Origin of the sequence: Klebsiella sp. OBRC7 (genome assembly GCF_000293135.1) — a bacterium.
Classification (GTDB): domain Bacteria; phylum Pseudomonadota; class Gammaproteobacteria; order Enterobacterales; family Enterobacteriaceae; genus Klebsiella; species Klebsiella michiganensis.
Window position 1 is genome coordinate 92,822 of sequence record NZ_ALNJ01000086.1, and the last position, 15,686, is coordinate 108,507.

At 56.6% G+C, this 15,686-nt stretch carries 17 protein-coding genes; 9 read left to right on the forward strand and 8 right to left on the reverse strand.

The genetic code is table 11. The features are described from left to right. Positions 1-155 precede the first annotated feature (155 nt). Entirely contained in the window at positions 156-1,520 is a 1,365-nt protein-coding gene (locus tag HMPREF1144_RS18140; RefSeq protein WP_009653613.1) for an MFS transporter, read from the forward strand. Between the two features lie 103 nt (positions 1,521-1,623). Here HMPREF1144_RS18140 and HMPREF1144_RS18145 read toward each other — a convergent pair whose 3' ends face one another. Beyond that, positions 1,624-2,115, reverse strand: a complete 492-nt coding sequence (locus tag HMPREF1144_RS18145; RefSeq protein ID WP_004129715.1) for a YajQ family cyclic di-GMP-binding protein — start codon at positions 2,113-2,115, stop codon at positions 1,624-1,626. Between the two features lie 142 nt (positions 2,116-2,257). On the opposite strand from HMPREF1144_RS18145, the gene panE reads away from it, so the two are divergent. Both panE and yajL read left to right on the forward strand, forming a co-directional pair. Then, positions 2,258-3,169 (forward strand): 2-dehydropantoate 2-reductase, encoded by a 912-nt coding sequence (panE, locus tag HMPREF1144_RS18150; RefSeq protein WP_004848223.1) that lies wholly within the window; start codon positions 2,258-2,260, stop codon positions 3,167-3,169. Beyond that, the gene (yajL, locus tag HMPREF1144_RS18155) at positions 3,132-3,722 is read left to right on the forward strand and encodes a protein deglycase YajL (protein WP_004848222.1); all 591 of its coding nucleotides are present in this window, start codon (positions 3,132-3,134) and stop codon (positions 3,720-3,722) included. Before panE ends, yajL begins: the two co-directional genes overlap by 38 nt. Before the next feature lie 57 nt (positions 3,723-3,779). Here the strand turns inward: yajL and thiI are convergent, their stop codons facing one another. After that, a complete protein-coding gene (gene thiI / locus HMPREF1144_RS18160) occupies positions 3,780-5,228 on the reverse strand; it encodes a tRNA uracil 4-sulfurtransferase ThiI (protein WP_009653578.1) in 1,449 nt (482 codons plus the stop codon). A 198-nt stretch (positions 5,229-5,426) separates the two neighbouring features. On the opposite strand from thiI, the gene xseB reads away from it, so the two are divergent. From xseB to HMPREF1144_RS18180, 4 genes are read left to right on the forward strand one after another with little or no spacing between them, the layout of a single operon-like run. Beyond that, on the forward strand, positions 5,427-5,669 hold the full coding sequence (xseB, locus tag HMPREF1144_RS18165; RefSeq protein WP_004099468.1) for an exodeoxyribonuclease VII small subunit: 243 nt from the start codon (positions 5,427-5,429) through the stop codon (positions 5,667-5,669). Continuing rightward, a complete protein-coding gene (gene ispA / locus HMPREF1144_RS18170; protein ID WP_004848218.1) occupies positions 5,670-6,569 on the forward strand; it encodes a (2E,6E)-farnesyl diphosphate synthase in 900 nt (299 codons plus the stop codon). 18 nt (positions 6,570-6,587) lie between these two features. Continuing rightward, complete coding sequence (dxs, locus tag HMPREF1144_RS18175) at positions 6,588-8,450, forward strand: 1-deoxy-D-xylulose-5-phosphate synthase (protein ID WP_004848217.1); 1,863 nt, start codon at positions 6,588-6,590, stop codon at positions 8,448-8,450. 60 nt (positions 8,451-8,510) lie between these two features. Next, entirely contained in the window at positions 8,511-9,485 is a 975-nt protein-coding gene (locus HMPREF1144_RS18180; RefSeq protein WP_009653607.1) for an aldo/keto reductase, read from the forward strand. A 188-nt stretch (positions 9,486-9,673) separates the two neighbouring features. Here HMPREF1144_RS18180 and pgpA read toward each other — a convergent pair whose 3' ends face one another. The 6 genes from pgpA to nrdR form a co-directional block, all read right to left on the reverse strand. After that, complete coding sequence (gene pgpA, locus HMPREF1144_RS18185; RefSeq protein ID WP_004848212.1) at positions 9,674-10,180, reverse strand: phosphatidylglycerophosphatase A; 507 nt, start codon at positions 10,178-10,180, stop codon at positions 9,674-9,676. Further along, the gene (gene thiL, locus HMPREF1144_RS18190) at positions 10,170-11,144 is read right to left on the reverse strand and encodes a thiamine-phosphate kinase (protein ID WP_004848211.1); all 975 of its coding nucleotides are present in this window, start codon (positions 11,142-11,144) and stop codon (positions 10,170-10,172) included. The genes pgpA and thiL overlap by 11 nt, the downstream gene beginning before the upstream one ends. A gap of 75 nt (positions 11,145-11,219) precedes the next feature. Next, positions 11,220-11,639 (reverse strand): transcription antitermination factor NusB, encoded by a 420-nt coding sequence (gene nusB, locus HMPREF1144_RS18195; RefSeq protein ID WP_004099457.1) that lies wholly within the window; start codon positions 11,637-11,639, stop codon positions 11,220-11,222. A gap of 19 nt (positions 11,640-11,658) precedes the next feature. Next, entirely contained in the window at positions 11,659-12,129 is a 471-nt protein-coding gene (gene ribE, locus HMPREF1144_RS18200) for a 6,7-dimethyl-8-ribityllumazine synthase (protein ID WP_004129690.1), read from the reverse strand. Positions 12,130-12,222: 93 nt separating this feature from the next. After that, the gene (gene ribD / locus HMPREF1144_RS18205; protein ID WP_004848208.1) at positions 12,223-13,326 is read right to left on the reverse strand and encodes a bifunctional diaminohydroxyphosphoribosylaminopyrimidine deaminase/5-amino-6-(5-phosphoribosylamino)uracil reductase RibD; all 1,104 of its coding nucleotides are present in this window, start codon (positions 13,324-13,326) and stop codon (positions 12,223-12,225) included. Between the two features lie 4 nt (positions 13,327-13,330). Next, positions 13,331-13,780, reverse strand: coding sequence for a transcriptional regulator NrdR (gene nrdR, locus HMPREF1144_RS18210; protein ID WP_004099449.1), 450 nt, complete (start codon positions 13,778-13,780; stop codon positions 13,331-13,333). 147 nt (positions 13,781-13,927) lie between these two features. On the opposite strand from nrdR, the gene HMPREF1144_RS18215 reads away from it, so the two are divergent. Both HMPREF1144_RS18215 and HMPREF1144_RS18220 read left to right on the forward strand, forming a co-directional pair. Then, positions 13,928-14,470, forward strand: coding sequence for a DUF3251 domain-containing protein (locus tag HMPREF1144_RS18215; RefSeq protein ID WP_004848204.1), 543 nt, complete (start codon positions 13,928-13,930; stop codon positions 14,468-14,470). A gap of 296 nt (positions 14,471-14,766) precedes the next feature. Continuing rightward, entirely contained in the window at positions 14,767-15,651 is an 885-nt protein-coding gene (locus tag HMPREF1144_RS18220; protein WP_004848202.1) for a nucleoside-specific channel-forming protein Tsx, read from the forward strand. Positions 15,652-15,686: the final 35 nt, after the last annotated feature.

A 15,686-nucleotide genomic window follows, 5' to 3' on the forward strand; every position in this document is an offset into this window, starting at 1 on the left:
CCACTGAACACCAGTGGAGGCCCCTCCACTGGTTTTTACTTTCTACCGTACTCACCTCATCATGCAACACAGTCGTAATATCTGTTAAACAAACATTTATTTACGCTTCTGTTTCCCCCCACTACACTATGCGCAGTTTTTATATTGAGGTGGTAATGAACGATAATAAAATGACGCCAGGCGAACTGCGTGCGACCTGGGGTTTGGGGACCGTATTCTCTTTGCGCATGCTCGGCATGTTTATGGTCCTGCCGGTTCTGACCACTTACGGCATGGCGTTACAGGGCGCAAGCGAAGCTCTTATCGGACTGGCAATTGGTATTTACGGGCTGGCCCAGGCGCTATTCCAGATACCTTTCGGGCTGCTTTCTGACCGCATTGGCCGTAAGCCACTGATCGTCGGCGGCCTGTTAATCTTCGTTGTCGGCAGCGTTATCGCCGCGCTTTCTGACTCTATCTGGGGCATTATTCTTGGCCGCGCGCTGCAGGGCTCAGGGGCGATTGCCGCCGCGGTCATGGCGCTGCTTTCCGATTTAACTCGCGAGCAAAACCGCACTAAAGCCATGGCGTTTATCGGCGTCAGCTTTGGCGTCACCTTTGCTATCGCTATGGTTCTCGGGCCTGTCGTTACCCACCAGCTCGGCCTGCACGCCCTGTTCTGGATGATTGCAGTCCTGGCGACGCTCGGCATCCTGCTGACGCTATGGGTGGTGCCGAACAGCCAGAATCACGTGCTGAACCGCGAGTCCGGTATGGTGAAAGGCTGCTTCAGCAAAGTTCTTGCCGAGCCAAAACTCCTTAAGCTCAATTTCGGCATTATGTGCCTGCATATCATGCTGATGTCCACGTTTGTCGCTCTGCCGGGCCAGCTTGAGGCCGCCGGCTTCCCCGCCGCCGAGCACTGGAAAATCTATCTGGTCACCATGCTGGTCTCATTTATCGCGGTGGTGCCGTTTATTATCTACGCCGAAGTGAAGCGCAAAATGAAGCGCGTCTTTCTGCTGTGCGTCGCCATCCTGCTGATTGCTGAAATCGTACTCTGGGGTGCCGGAGGCTATTTCTGGGAGCTGGTCGCCGGCGTTCAGCTATTTTTCCTCGCGTTTAACCTGCTGGAAGCGCTGCTGCCGTCGTTAATCAGCAAAGAATCACCGGCCGGATATAAAGGCACCGCGATGGGCATTTACTCCACCAGCCAGTTCCTTGGCGTGGCCATCGGCGGAGCACTCGGCGGCTGGGTGGATGGCTTTTTTGATTCGCAAACCGTCTTCCTGCTCGGCGCCCTGCTGGCGATGCTGTGGCTGCTGGTGGCCAGCACCATGAGCGAGCCGCCGTACGTTAGCAGCCTGCGGGTCGAGATCCCGGAGGATATCGCCGCGGACAAAATGCTCGAGGCGCGCTTACGGGCTAAAGAGGGCGTCAAAGAGGTGCTGGTGATTAGCGAAGAGCGTTCGGTGTATATCAAAATCGACAGCAAGATCACTAACCGCTTTGAAATTGAGCAGGCAATCAAAGGGATATAAAAGCGAGCACCTTTGCTCAGGCAGGCAAAAACAGTTCTGAGCGGAGCTTTGTGTCCTGCCGGGCGGCGGCTAACGCCGTGCCCGGCCGACAGACGGGACTCTTTTAATCGCGGAAGTTTTTGAACTGGAACGGCTGGCCTAAATCACCGCCGCGCACCAGCGCCATAACCGCCTGCAGGTCGTCGCGAGATTTACCGGTAACGCGAATCTCTTCGCCCTGGATCTGCGCCTGTACTTTCAGCTTGCTGTCTTTAATCAGCTTGACGATTTTTTTCTGCGTCGCGCTCTCAATGCCCTGCTTCAGCTTCGCATCGACAAACCAGGTTTTACCGCTGTGCACGAACTCGTCCGGCACTTCGATAGAACTGCCCTCAATTCCGCGTTTCAGCAGCTTGGCGCGCAGAATATCCAACAGCTGGTTAATCTGGAAATCAGACTCGCTGAGGACCTTGATGGTCTCGTTTTTTTCGTTCAGCTCAAAGCTCGCTTCGACGTTACGGAAATCAAAACGCGATTCAACTTCGCGGGTCGCGTTCTCTACGGCGTTTCGAACTTCCTGAAGATCGACTTCAGAGACAATATCGAAAGATGGCATCTTTTCCTCTCCTTCAGTTTCTTTTGCGTTGCATAATACCCGCAACGCGACATAACTCAACTTGTTATCCCGAAAGGATAACTGATAACGCTATACTTTAGCCATGAGCACCTGATGCAGCACTCACAGGTGAGGAGGAATAATGAAAGTAACCGTACTCGGATGCGGTGCACTGGGACAGTTGTGGCTAACTGCGCTGTACAAACACGGACATGAAGTCCAGGGCTGGTTACGCGTCCCACAGCCATTCTGTAGCGTCAATGTGATTGAAACCGACGGCAGCGTGTTTAATGAATCTTTTACCGCTAACGATCCTGATTTTCTCGCCAGCAGCGACCTGCTGCTGGTCACCCTCAAAGCCTGGCAGGTCTCTAACGCGGTAAAAAACCTGAGCGCCATCCTGCCGTCGTCAGTACCTGTTCTGCTCATGCACAACGGTATGGGTACCGTTGACGAGCTTAAGAGCCTCAAACAGCCGCTGCTTCTGGCTTCGACAACGCAGGCGGCCCGCCGCGACGGCAACGTGATCGTCCACGTCGCCAACGGCACCAGCCATATTGGCCCGGCGAAAGCCTATCCTGAGGATTATAGCTATCTCGCCGATGTACTGCAGAGCGTGCTGCCCGATGTCGCCTGGCATAACAATATCTACCCCGCGACCTGGAGCAAGCTGGCGGTAAACTGTGTGATTAACCCGCTGACGGCGTTAAAAAACTGTCAGAACGGCGATTTACGCGAATACCCGCAGGAGGTCGCCGCGATTTGTTATGAAGTTGCGGCGGTGATGGATCGCGAGGGGATGCATACCTCGCCGGAAAACCTGTTATTCTATGTACATCAGGTTATTGAAAGTACGGCAGAAAATACCTCCTCCATGCTGCAGGATATTCTCGCCCAGCGCCATACGGAAATCGACTATATCACCGGTTATCTGTTAAAACGCGCCCGAGCCCACGGTATCGCCGTACCTGAGAATACCCGCCTGTTTGAACTGGTAAAGCGTAAGGAGAATGAATATGAGCGCGTCGGCACTGATTTGCCTCGCCCCTGGTAGCGAAGAGACCGAAGCGGTCACCACCATTGATTTACTCGTTCGCGGAGGCGTAAAGGTCACGACCGCCAGCGTTGCCAGCGATGGCAGCCTGACCATTGTCTGCTCGCGCGGCGTTAAGCTGCTGGCCGATGCGCCGCTGGTCGAAGTGGCCGATGGCGACTTCGATATCCTTGTTCTGCCCGGCGGCATTAAGGGTGCGGAGTGCTTTCGCGACAGCCCGCTGCTGGTTGAAACAGTACGTCAATTCCATCTTTCCGGGCGCATAGTTGCGGCGATTTGCGCCGCGGCGCCGACCGTGCTGGTGCCGCACAACCTTTTCCCCATCGGCAATATGACCGGCTTTCCGGCGCTGAAAGAACGCATCCCCGCCGAGCAGTGGCAGGATAAACGCGTCGTCTGGGACGCTCGCGTTAAGCTGCTCACCAGCCAGGGGCCGGGAACCTCAATTGATTTCGCCTTGAAGATGATCGACCTGCTGGTTGGACGCGAAAAAGCGCACGAAGTCGCTTCACAGCTGGTGATGGCGGCAGGAATTTATAACTACTACGAATAAACGCAAAACGGCAACCCAGGGTTGCCGTTTTCATGATTGCGCCTTGCTCCTGAAGAACTAGGGGCGATATACCTTCACGTTTTCAAATCCCTGCTCGCGCAGATACAGCGCCTGCAGGCGGCTCATCACCCCGCGCTCGCACCACAGCAGCCAGGTTTTACTCTGGTCGAGATCGCCAAATTTGGTGCTCAGCTTATAGAACGGTAGAGAAACCACGTCCACGCCTTCCACCTTCAGCGGCTTATCGTCCTGCTCGTCGATAGAGCGGATATCGAGGATCGCGTCGTCAGGGCCAAAACCGCTGACGGTTTCCACTTCTATTACGTCCTGCTCGGTCTGCTGAGCGATATCGCGGATATCAATGTTGCTCGCTTCCGCCACCACTTTCTCAAGGATGCTGAAATCGAAGTGCTCTTCTTCCGCCTCGATCTTCGCCTTCACCGCTTTCACGGTGGGGCTCTTCGAGATAACGCCGCAGTATTCCGGCATGGTGCGGGCAAAATCTTCGGTGCCGATTTCACGCGCGAGGTCAATAATGTGCTCTTTATCGTGCGAAATCAGCGGACGCAGAATCAGCGTATCCGAGACGTTGTCGATCAGGCGCAGGTTGGTCAGCGTCTGGCTGGAAACCTGGCCTAACGCCTCGCCGGTGACCAGCGCCTGGACGCCGTAGCGCTCGGCGACTTTTGACGCCGCGCGCACCATCATGCGCTTGAGCACCACGCCCATCTGACCGTCGTCGACTTTCTCCAGGATCTCACCTACCACCGGCTCGAAGTTAATCGCCACGAAGCGCACGCGGTGTGAGCTGCCGAAGCGGTTCCACAGATAGTGCGCGACCTGACGCACGCCGATTTCATGGGCCGCGCCGCCGAGGTTAAAGAAGCAGTAATGCACGCGGCAGCCGCGGCGCATCAGCATATAGCTGGAAACGCCGGAGTCGAAACCGCCGGAAATGAGCGACAGCACGTCTTCCTGGGTGCCGATCGGGAAACCACCGATACCTTCGTAGCGCCCTTTAACCAGCAGCAGGCGATCGTTTTCGATCTCGAGGTTAACCGTCACATCGGGGTCGGTCAGCTTTACGCGCGCCGTTTCAATATGCTGGTTCAAGCCGCCGCCGACGTAGCGCTCCACTTCGATTGAGGTAAACTCATGCTTGCCGCGACGCTTAACGCGCACGCAGAACGTTTTACCTTCCAGCGCGTCGCGCCACAGCGGCAGCGTCTGCTCGAAAATATCGTGCAGGGAGGTATAAGGAACGTCTTCGACTTCCAGAATATGGTGGATACCGGGGATACGGGTCAGGGCATCGCGAATAGCCGGGCGCTGGTTTTCATCCTTCGCCCGGACCTCGATATGATCCCAGTGACGAACGACGGCAAGCGTCTCATCATAGTTTTTGAGAACGTTACGAATGTTCCCGGTTAAAATTTTAATGAAGCGCAATCGCACAGATTGGCTTTTGATGGTGATTTCCGGGAACAATTTAATGATAAACTTCATGGCGACACTATTCGTTGGCAAGCCCGACGGGGCTTTAAGCATAAAAAGTTGTACAGGCGCGACTGGCGTCTGCATCCAGGGCGCGGAGTATACCACTATTGGACGCTTTTCACCTGGCATTGCGCGTTATTTGATTAACCGCGCGACTTCGTTACCATATTGATAGCCATCGAGACATTACAAGAGTCTATATTCACTATGCCAAAGAAAAATGAGGCCCCGGCCAGCTTTGAAACCGCCCTGGGCGAGCTGGAGCAAATTGTTAATCGTCTGGAAAGCGGCTCGTTGCCGTTAGAAGAAGCGCTCGGCGAATTCGAGCGCGGGATCCAACTGGCGCGCCAGGGGCAGGCAAAGCTGCAGCAGGCCGAACAGCGCGTACAAATTCTGCTGGCGGATAGCGAAGACGCGCCGCTTACCCCCTTTACGCCGGACGCTGAATAAATGGACTTCCCGCAACAGCTACAGGCGTGCGTCGAGCAGGCTAACGAAGCGCTGCGCCGTTTTATCGCTCCGCAGCCCTTTCAGAACACTCCGCTGGTCGAAGCCATGCAGTATGGCGCACTATTAGGCGGCAAACGCCTGCGCCCGTTCCTGGTTTACGCGACCGGCGATATGTTTGGCGTTAGCCGCGCTACGCTGGATGCCCCTGCCGCCGCCGTCGAATGCATCCATGCCTATTCGCTGATGCACGATGATCTCCCGGCGATGGACGATGATGATTTACGCCGCGGCCAGCCGACCTGCCATATAAAATTCGGCGAAGCGAACGCAATTCTTGCCGGAGACGCCCTACAAACGCTGGCGTTTTCTATACTGAGTGATGCGCCGATGCCGGAAGTGCCGGATCGCGATCGGCTGGCGATGATTTCTGAGCTGGCCCAGGCCAGCGGCATCGCCGGTATGTGCGGCGGTCAGGCGCTGGATCTGGAAGCGGAAGGCCATCAGGTTGATCTGACGTCGCTGGAACGAATTCACCGCCATAAGACCGGCGCGTTGATTCGCGCCGCGGTACGAATGGGCGCGCTGAGCGCAGGTGAAGCCGGACGCAGGGCGCTACCCGCTCTCGATCGATACGCCGAGAACATCGGTCTCGCCTTCCAGGTCCAGGATGACATTCTCGACGTGGTAGGGGATACTGCCACACTTGGCAAACGTCAGGGAGCCGACCAGCAGCTGGGCAAAAGTACCTACCCCGCCCTTTTGGGACTCGAGCAAGCCCGGAAAAAGGCCTTTGACCTGATTACCGACGCCCGCCGGTCGTTAACTGAGCTGGCCGCGCAATCTCTGGATACCACGGCACTGGAAGCGCTCGCGAATTACATAATTCAGCGTGATAAATAAACAATAAATGAGTCTCTGATGAGTTTTGATATTGCCAAATACCCGACCCTGGCGCTGGTGGATTCCACCCAGGAGTTGCGTTTGTTGCCGAAAGATAGCCTGCCGAAACTGTGCGACGAACTGCGGCGTTATCTGCTGGACAGCGTCAGCCGCTCCAGCGGACACTTTGCCTCCGGGCTCGGTACGGTAGAACTAACCGTGGCGCTGCACTACGTCTACAACACGCCTTTCGATCGCCTAATCTGGGACGTCGGCCACCAGGCTTACCCGCATAAAATTCTGACCGGACGCCGCGATCGGATCGGCACCATCCGCCAGAAAGGCGGGCTGCACCCCTTCCCGTGGCGTGGAGAAAGCGAGTATGACGTCCTGAGCGTCGGCCACTCGTCGACCTCCATCTCTGCCGGAATCGGCATAGCTATCGCCGCAGCCAAAGAGGATAAGCAGCGCCGCGCGGTTTGCGTTATCGGCGACGGGGCGATAACCGCCGGGATGGCGTTTGAAGCGATGAACCACGCTGGTGATATCAAACCCGATCTGCTGGTGGTGCTCAACGACAACGAAATGTCGATCTCCGAGAACGTCGGCGCGCTAAACAATCATCTGGCGCAGCTGCTCTCCGGCAAGCTCTACTCCACGCTGCGCGAAGGCGGCAAAAAGGTCTTCTCTGGCGTGCCGCCGATTAAAGAGCTGCTCAAACGCACCGAGGAACATATCAAAGGGATGGTGGTTCCGGGGACGCTGTTTGAAGAGCTGGGCTTTAACTACATTGGGCCGGTGGACGGTCATGATGTTATCGGTCTGGTAAATACGCTGAAGAATATGCGCGACCTGAAAGGGCCGCAGTTCCTGCATATTATGACCAAAAAAGGCCGCGGCTATGAGCCCGCCGAAAAAGACCCGATCACCTTCCACGCGGTGCCAAAATTCGATCACACCAGCGGCGTGCTGCCGAAAAGCAGCGGCGGCCTGCCCTCTTACTCGAAAATCTTTGGCGACTGGCTGTGCGAAACCGCCGCGAAAGATGACAAGCTGATGGCCGTCACGCCAGCGATGCGCGAAGGTTCCGGGATGGTCGAGTTCTCGAAAAAATACCCCGGCCAGTATTTCGACGTGGCCATTGCCGAGCAGCACGCGGTGACCTTTGCCGCCGGCCTGGCGATCGGCGGCTATAAGCCGGTGGTGGCGATCTACTCCACCTTCCTGCAGCGCGCCTACGATCAGGTGATTCACGATGTCGCCATCCAGAAGCTGCCGGTGCTGTTCGCTATCGACCGTGCGGGTATCGTCGGCGCCGATGGGCAAACCCATCAGGGCGCGTTTGATATCTCCTTCCTGCGCTGCATTCCTGACATGGTCATCATGACCCCCAGCGATGAGAACGAGTGCCGCCAGATGCTGTATACCGGTTATCACTACAACGACGGCCCGAGCGCGGTGCGCTATCCGCGCGGCTCCGGTACCGGCGCGGCGTTTGAACCGCTGGCCTCGCTGCCTATCGGTAAAGGCGTAGTGAAACGCGAAGGTGAAAAAATCGCGATTCTGAACTTCGGCACGCTGCTGCCGCAGGCGGCAAAAGTTGCGGAAAAGCTTAACGCCACCCTGGTGGATATGCGCTTTGCCAAACCGCTGGATGAAGCGCTGGTGCTACAGCTGGCCGCAGAACACGAAGTGCTGGTCACCCTGGAAGAGAATGCCATTATGGGCGGTGCGGGCAGCGGCGTGAATGAGCTGCTGATGTCCCGCCGCCGCGCGGTTCCTGTGCTCAATCTCGGCCTGCCTGATTTCTTTATCCCGCAGGGAACCCAGGAAGAAGCGCACGCCGACCTCGGCCTGGACGCCGCCGGAATAGAAGCCAAAATCCACGCCTGGCTGGCATAATTGCCGCCACCGCTCCTGCTATGCTTAAAGGATACCCTTTACCCGTAGCAGGAGCGCACTATGCACTATATCCCTCTTGGCGATACCGATCTCCGCGTTTCCCGACTCTGCCTCGGCTGTATGACCTTTGGCGAACCGGACCGCGGTAACCACGCATGGACCTTACCGGAAGAGAGCAGCCGCCCGCTGATAAAATATGCCCTCGAGGGCGGCATTAACTTCTTCGACACCTCGAATAACTACTCTGACGGCAGCAGCGAAGAGATCCTCGGGCGCGCGCTGCGTGAGTATGCTCGTCGCGATTCCGTGATCGTCGCCACCAAGGTTTACCATCAGGTGGGCGATCTGCCGCAGGGACTGTCGCGCGCGCAGATCCTGCGCTCCATTGACGACAGCCTGCGCCGCCTCGGCATGGAGTATGTCGATCTGCTGCAAATCCATCGCTGGGATTACACCACGCCCATTGAAGAAACTCTCGAGGCGCTAAACGACGTCGTCAAGGCGGGTAAAGCCCGCTATATCGGCGCATCGTCAATGCATGCCCGTCAGTTTGCCCAGGCGTTAGCGCTACAGCGGCAGAATAACTGGGCCCGCTTCGTCACCATGCAGGATCACTACAATCTGATTTATCGTGAAGAAGAAAACGAAATGCTGCCGCTGTGCAGCCGTGAAGGCGTCGCGGTGATGCCGTGGAGTCCGCTGGCACGCGGTCGCCTGACCCGTCCGTGGGGGGAAACCACCGCCCGTCTGGTATCCGATGAAGTCGGTAAGGCGCTTTACAATGCCACTGATGAGAATGATGAACTGATCGCGACAAACCTGGCCGAAGTCGCGGAAGAGCTTGACGCCAACCGCGCGCAGGTGGCGCTGGCCTGGCTATTGAGCAAACCCGGCGTGGCCGCGCCGATTATCGGCGCCTCAAGGCAGGAGCAGCTGGATGAGCTGCTGCATGCGGTCGATTTAACGCTGACGCCGGATCAGATTGAAAAGCTGGAGATGCCGTATAAACCGCATCCGATTGTGGGGTTCAAGTAACGCGCGGTTCCCTGCCGATTCCCGGCTCGCGCTGCGCTTAGCCGGGCTACAGTTTCACCAGCATCTGCGGACGACGGGTTCACCAACGCCTGCAGGCCGGTAGCCCGGACAGGTGCGCAGCACCGCCTCCGGGAAAAGCCTGCCTGCTCCATTTCCCAGGGGCGCCAGGCCAGCCGGGCCAGACTGGTTTAAAAAAGCCCAATCGGCCAGTGGTGGCCAATCACGTACAACACCCCGGCTGAAATCACCCCGGCGACAATATCGTCCACCATGATCCCCATCCCGCCGTGAATATTGCGGTCGAACCAGCGGATGGGCCACGGCTTCCACATATCAAAGATGCGGAAAATCACAAACCCGGCGGCGACCCACTGCCAGTCCATTGTCGGTAGAGCCATCAGGGTGATCCACATCCCGACAAACTCATCCCAGACAATGCTGCCATGATCGTGGGTACCCATATCTTTCGCCGTACGGTGGCAAATATAGACGCCAATGCAGATGCTCATCATCACCGCCAGCGAATAGAGCTGCCAGGGGAGTAAGGTCAGCAAATACCAGAAGGGGATCGACGCCAGCGATCCCATGGTGCCGGGAACCACGGGGCTAAGGCCGCTGCCAAACCCCGTGGCCAGCAGATGCCAGGGGTTGCTCATCTTCAGTCGGCTTTTCGCCACATCTCTACTACGCGCCAAAATGATCGTATCCCTTAAAATCGAACGTGACGGGCTTACCTTCGCGTGTGAACTGCAGACCTTCCGATTCCGGCAGGATCTGCCCAATGCAGGTAAAACGCGCGCCGAGATTGGCAAGGGCCACGTCCAGCGCCCCGCGATTGAGTTCAGGTACGGTAAAGCACAGCTCGTAATCTTCACCGCCGGAGAGCGCCCAGCGCAGCGCCTGCTCAGGCTCAACCTGGCGCAGCATCGCATCCGAGAACGGCATCGCATCAAGATCGACGCGCGCGCCGCAGCTGCTGGCCTTGAGAATATGCCCCAGGTCAGAAATCAGGCCGTCGGAGAGATCGATGGCGGCGTTCGCCAAATCGCGCAGCGCCTGCCCCTGCAGAACCCGCGGCAGCGGACGCAGATGGCGCGCCAGGAGATAATCCGCGTCGGCGTCATCTTCAACCTGCAGCCGATCCTGCAAAATCGCCAGACCCGCGGCGCTGTCTCCCGGCGTGCCGGTGACGTAAATCCAGTCGCCATGCTTTGCCCCGGAGCGCTTCAAAGCGCGTCCCGTCGGCACATAGCCGTGAATACCCAGCGTCATCGACAGCGGTCCGCGCGTGGTATCGCCGCCAATGAGCTGCATATCATAATAATTGAGCTGCACGAACAGGCTATCGCTAAAGGCCTCAAGCCAGTCTTCGTCCGCTTCCGGCAGGGTCAGGGCCAGGGTTAGCCACGCCGGTTCAGCGCCCATTGCCGCCAGGTCGCTCAGGTTGACCGCCAGCGCTTTATAGGCGAGGTCGGCAGGGTCGATATCGGGTAAAAAATGGTTTCCCGCCACCAGGGTGTCGGTGCTGATTGCCAGCGTTTTTTTCTCGGGGATGTTCAGGAGCGCGCAGTCGTCGCCAATGCCGGTTTCAACATCAAGACGTGCGCTTTTTACGCGATCAAAATAACGGGCAATCAGGGAAAATTCGCCGCATGCCATACGTTATGCCTCAGAAAAAGAAAAGAATAAGGCCGGTTTGCAGAAGTGAGACTCTGCAAAAACCGGCCCTGGAATTTACTTTTTGTTGGGACGAATTACCGGGGCAGCTTTGTCCAGCACGCCGTTGACAAACTTATGGCTATCTTCAGCGCCAAAGGTTTTCGCCAGTTCGATGGCTTCGTTAATCGCAACTTTGTACGGTACATCGCTACGCTTTGACAGCTCAAACAGTGCAATACGCAGCACCGCTTTTTCCACCTGACCCAGCTCGTCCAGCAGACGAGAAAGATACGGCTTCATCAGGCCGTCGAGATACGCGCTGTTAGTCGCCACTCCGGACAGCAGTTCGCGGAAATACAGAACGTCTACATCTTTCACATCCTGTTCCGCCAGGAACTGGTATTCGACATCAGCGATGTCGTTTTTGGACAACTGCCAGGAGTAAAGCGCCTGGACAGCACACTCACGGGCGCGGCGACGAGCAGCAGGTTTCACGGAATTCCCCTTACAAAAATCAGGCCTTGATGGCTTTCAATACGTTAATCATTTCCAGCGCGGTCAACGCGGCTTCAGCGCCTTTGTTACCGGCTTTGGTGCCAGCGCGTTCGATGGCTTGTTCAATACTTTCTGTGGTCAGAACACCGAAGGCTACCGGGATTCCGCTGTCCTGAGCGACGTGCGCCAGGCCATTGCTTGCACCGCCAGCCACATATTCAAAGTGCGCGGTGCCGCCACGGATAACGGTACCCAGCGCGATCACTGCGTCATACTTACCGGTTTTCGCCAGTGCGTCAGCCGCCAGCGGCAGCTCATACGCGCCTGGAACCCAAACCACGGTAATGTTTTCATCTTTGACCTGGCCAATACGCTTCAGGGCGTCAATCGCGCCATCCAGCAGGCTGTCGTTGATAAAGTTGTTGAAACGCGCGATGGTGATGGCGACGCGAGCGTCCGGGGTAGCAACGTTAGCTTCAATAATGTTCATACTCTTCCTTCGGGTTCAGTTCATTTGGCCCCGCAAGGGGGGCGGATTCTATCATAATAATCGGCGCACTGCTTTCCCTTTTGTCCGGGGAAATCAAGCGTTCACTAAATGCAGGCAAATATCCGGGCCTACATGACGTATCTCATTGAATTTGAAATGGGGTGCTTGCTCAAGTTTCTCAAGCCCCGGCAGTACACATAATCCGCGCGCATCGCTGCCTAACAGTTTAGGCGCAATATAGACGATAAGCTCGTCCACCAGCCCGGCCTCCAGCAGCGCGCCGGCAAGGGTGGGGCCAGCTTCCACCCAGATCGAGTTAATTTGCTGTTTGCCCAGCAGCATCATCAGGACCACCAGATCCAGGCGACCGTTATGCTCCGGCACCAGCAGCGCGCGTACGTTCTCCGGCCACTGTCGTTCATCTGCACGGGTACGGGCAAACAGCGTTTCACCCGCCTGCTCCACGATACGATGCTGCGGCGTGACGCGATTCTGACTATCGATAACGATGCGCAAAGGCTGACGCAGGTTTTCCTGCGGGTACAGCGCCTGGGTGTCGGCGTTGAGCTCGTCCCAGCGTACGGTTAGCGCCGGGTCATCCGCCAGCACCGTCGCGCTGCTGGTCAGGATGGCGTGGCTTTGCGCGCGCAGGCGCTGCACATCGCGCCGCGCCTGCGGTGAGGTGATCCACTGGCTCTCTCCGCTGGCCATCGCCGTGCGCCCATCCAGCGATGCGCCCATTTTTAACTGAATCCAGGGAAAACCGGTGCGCATCCGCTTAAGAAAGCCTTTATTCAGCGCCTCGGCTTCGTTCATCATCAGCCCGTGACCGACGTCGACCCCTTCCTGCTGCAAACGGTACAAACCGCGACCCGCGACCTGCGGGTTCGGGTCCTGCATCGCCGCAACCACGCGGGACACTCCTGCGGCAATCAGTGCCTCGCAGCACGGCGGCGTGCGCCCGTGATGGCTGCAGGGCTCCAGCGTGACGTACGCCGTCGCGCCTTTCGCTTTTTCGCCCGCCATGCGTAGCGCGTGCACTTCCGCGTGCGGTTCACCGGCGCGATAGTGAAAACCTTCGCCGACGATCTGGCCATCTTTAACGATCACGCAGCCGACATTCGGGTTTGGGTGCGTGGTGAAGCGTCCGCGCGCGGCCAGCTTCAGCGCTCGCGCCATGTATATTTCATCCTGCATGGGCTCAGTCCTGTAAGCGGGCGATCTCTTCGCCAAACTCTTTGATATCTTCGAAGCTGCGATAGACGGAAGCAAAGCGGATGTAGGCGACTTTATCGAGCTTTTTCAGCTGCTCCATCACCAGGTTGCCGATCATTTTGCTCGGCACTTCCCGCTCGCCGGTCCCGCGCAGGTGGGTTTTTATATGGTTAAGCGCCATTTCGACATCGTCTGAGCTGACCGGGCGCTTCTCCAGCGCTTTCAGCATACCGCTGCGCAGTTTGTCCTCATTAAAAGGCTCGCGCACGTCGTTGCTTTTTACGACTCGCGGCATCACCAGTTCCGCCACTTCAAACGTCGTAAAACGTTCATTACAGACCAGACACTGACGACGACGACGCACGGAAGAGCCCTCGCCCACCAGACGAGAGTCGATAACTTTGGTATCTACGGCGAAACAGAAAGGGCAATGCATGGCGCGTCCTGACATGTAGTTAAACTAACGGGTAGTTTACCGCGAAGTGACCCGACAACAAAGAAAGAGCTTTTGAGACAAAGGATCTATAGTGCGATTATCCGATCGGTCTACCATTAAGCATCCTCTGTTAACGGAATCCCAACTATGACAAGACGTTATTTAAAGCTGGCCATTGTGGGTAGCATTTTCACCCTCAGCGCCTGCGCGCAGCAAAGCGAAATCCGCCAGATGAACCAGAGCGTGAGCACGCTGAGCAAAGAGATGACCCAGCTCAACCAGCAAACGGTCAAAATTACCCAGCAAAACGTGCTGAATGCGAAATCGAGCAGCGGCGTATACCTGCTGCCGGAAGCGAAAACGCCGGCCCGTCTCAAAAGTCAGATTGGTACCCTGCGCATGTCGCTGCTCAATATCGCGCCGGATGGCGACGGTACCCGCCTGACGCTGCGTATTCAGGGTGAATCAAACGATCCGCTGCCGGCCTTTAGTGCGACGGTCGCCTCCGGGCAGATCAGCGGCACCACCGATAGCTATCAGGAAGTTAACGTACAAAATCAGCTAATTAGCGCGCCGGCAAGCGTTCTGGCGCCGAGCGACGTCGATATTCCGCTACGCCTTAATGGCGTAACGCCCGAGCAGGTTGGCTTTGTCCGCATCCACGATATCCAGCCCGCAAACACGCCGTAACGCCCTCAGCCGGATGCCCAGAACATCCGGCTCCCCTCCCCTCGTGGTAATCCACTTACAGATTTTCCATTCAGTTCACTAAAAATTGCCAGAATTTATGAATTTCGGTGGCATTCCCGCAGGAAATGCATAAAATCGTGAACGCAATCGATTACGTATATGTTCGTTATGTGAAACAACACATATTTTTGTGAGCAATGATTCCTATAATAGACGCCACAGAAATACGAAATATTTAGAAACGCTTCGGCGCTTCTTTTAACGCCTTCAGGCTTAATTTAAACAGTGGCATCATTATGAAAAAAACATTACTGGCAGCCGGCGCAGCTCTGGCGCTCTCCGCATCTTTCTCTGCCAGCGCGGCAGAAAACGACAAACCGCAATACCTGTCTGATTGGTGGCACCAGAGTGTAAACGTGGTGGGTAGCTACCACACTCGTTTTGGGCCGCAGATCCGTAACGATACTTATCTGGAATATGAAGCGTTCGCCAAGAAAGACTGGTTTGATTTCTATGGCTATATGGATGCGCCGGTATTCTTCGGCGGTAACACCAACGCGAAAGGTATCTGGAACCACGGTTCTCCGCTGTTTATGGAAATTGAGCCGCGCTTCTCCATCGACAAACTGACCGGTACCGACCTCAGCTTCGGCCCGTTCAAAGAGTGGTATTTCGCTAACAACTATATCTACGACATGGGCCGCAACAAGTCCGGTCGTCAGAGCACCTGGTATATGGGTCTGGGTACCGATATCGATACCGGCCTGCCGATGAGCCTCTCGCTCAACGTCTATGCAAAATATCAGTGGCAAAACTATGGCGCATCAAACGAGAACGAGTGGGACGGCTACCGCTTCAAAGTGAAATACTTCGTGCCGCTGACCGACCTGTGGGGCGGTTCACTGAGCTATATCGGCTTCACCAACTTCGACTGGGGCTCCGATCTGGGCGATGACAACGCTTATGATTTGAACGGTAAGCATTCACGCACCAGCAACTCCATCGCGTCCAGCCATATCCTGGCGCTGAACTACGATCACTGGCACTACTCCGTCGTGGCGCGTTACTTCCACAACGGCGGCCAATGGGCTGACGACGCGAAGCTGAACTTCGGCGACGGCGACTTTAACGTCCGTTCTACCGGCTGGGGTGGTTACTTCGTGGTCGGCTACAACTTCTAATCGGCTCGATGATCCCCGGCAACTACGTCGGGGAT

Bases quoted from the DNA above. Each gene is read 5' to 3' on its own strand.
- nrdR (WP_004099449.1), bottom strand. From the start codon at position 13,780: ATGCATTGCCCTTTCTGTTTCGCCGTAGATACCAAAGTTATCGACTCT.
- ispA (WP_004848218.1), top strand. From the start codon at position 5,670: ATGGACTTCCCGCAACAGCTACAGGCGTGCGTCGAGCAGGCTAACGAA.
- HMPREF1144_RS18220 (WP_004848202.1), top strand. From the start codon at position 14,767: ATGAAAAAAACATTACTGGCAGCCGGCGCAGCTCTGGCGCTCTCCGCA.
- thiL (WP_004848211.1), bottom strand. From the start codon at position 11,144: ATGGCATGCGGCGAATTTTCCCTGATTGCCCGTTATTTTGATCGCGTA.
- ribE (WP_004129690.1), bottom strand. From the start codon at position 12,129: ATGAACATTATTGAAGCTAACGTTGCTACCCCGGACGCTCGCGTCGCC.
- yajL (WP_004848222.1), top strand. From the start codon at position 3,132: ATGAGCGCGTCGGCACTGATTTGCCTCGCCCCTGGTAGCGAAGAGACC.
- HMPREF1144_RS18145 (WP_004129715.1), bottom strand. From the start codon at position 2,115: ATGCCATCTTTCGATATTGTCTCTGAAGTCGATCTTCAGGAAGTTCGA.
- HMPREF1144_RS18140 (WP_009653613.1), top strand. From the start codon at position 156: ATGAACGATAATAAAATGACGCCAGGCGAACTGCGTGCGACCTGGGGT.
- HMPREF1144_RS18180 (WP_009653607.1), top strand. From the start codon at position 8,511: ATGCACTATATCCCTCTTGGCGATACCGATCTCCGCGTTTCCCGACTC.
- dxs (WP_004848217.1), top strand. From the start codon at position 6,588: ATGAGTTTTGATATTGCCAAATACCCGACCCTGGCGCTGGTGGATTCC.
- HMPREF1144_RS18215 (WP_004848204.1), top strand. From the start codon at position 13,928: ATGACAAGACGTTATTTAAAGCTGGCCATTGTGGGTAGCATTTTCACC.
- xseB (WP_004099468.1), top strand. From the start codon at position 5,427: ATGCCAAAGAAAAATGAGGCCCCGGCCAGCTTTGAAACCGCCCTGGGC.
- panE (WP_004848223.1), top strand. From the start codon at position 2,258: ATGAAAGTAACCGTACTCGGATGCGGTGCACTGGGACAGTTGTGGCTA.
- thiI (WP_009653578.1), bottom strand. From the start codon at position 5,228: ATGAAGTTTATCATTAAATTGTTCCCGGAAATCACCATCAAAAGCCAA.
- ribD (WP_004848208.1), bottom strand. From the start codon at position 13,326: ATGCAGGATGAAATATACATGGCGCGAGCGCTGAAGCTGGCCGCGCGC.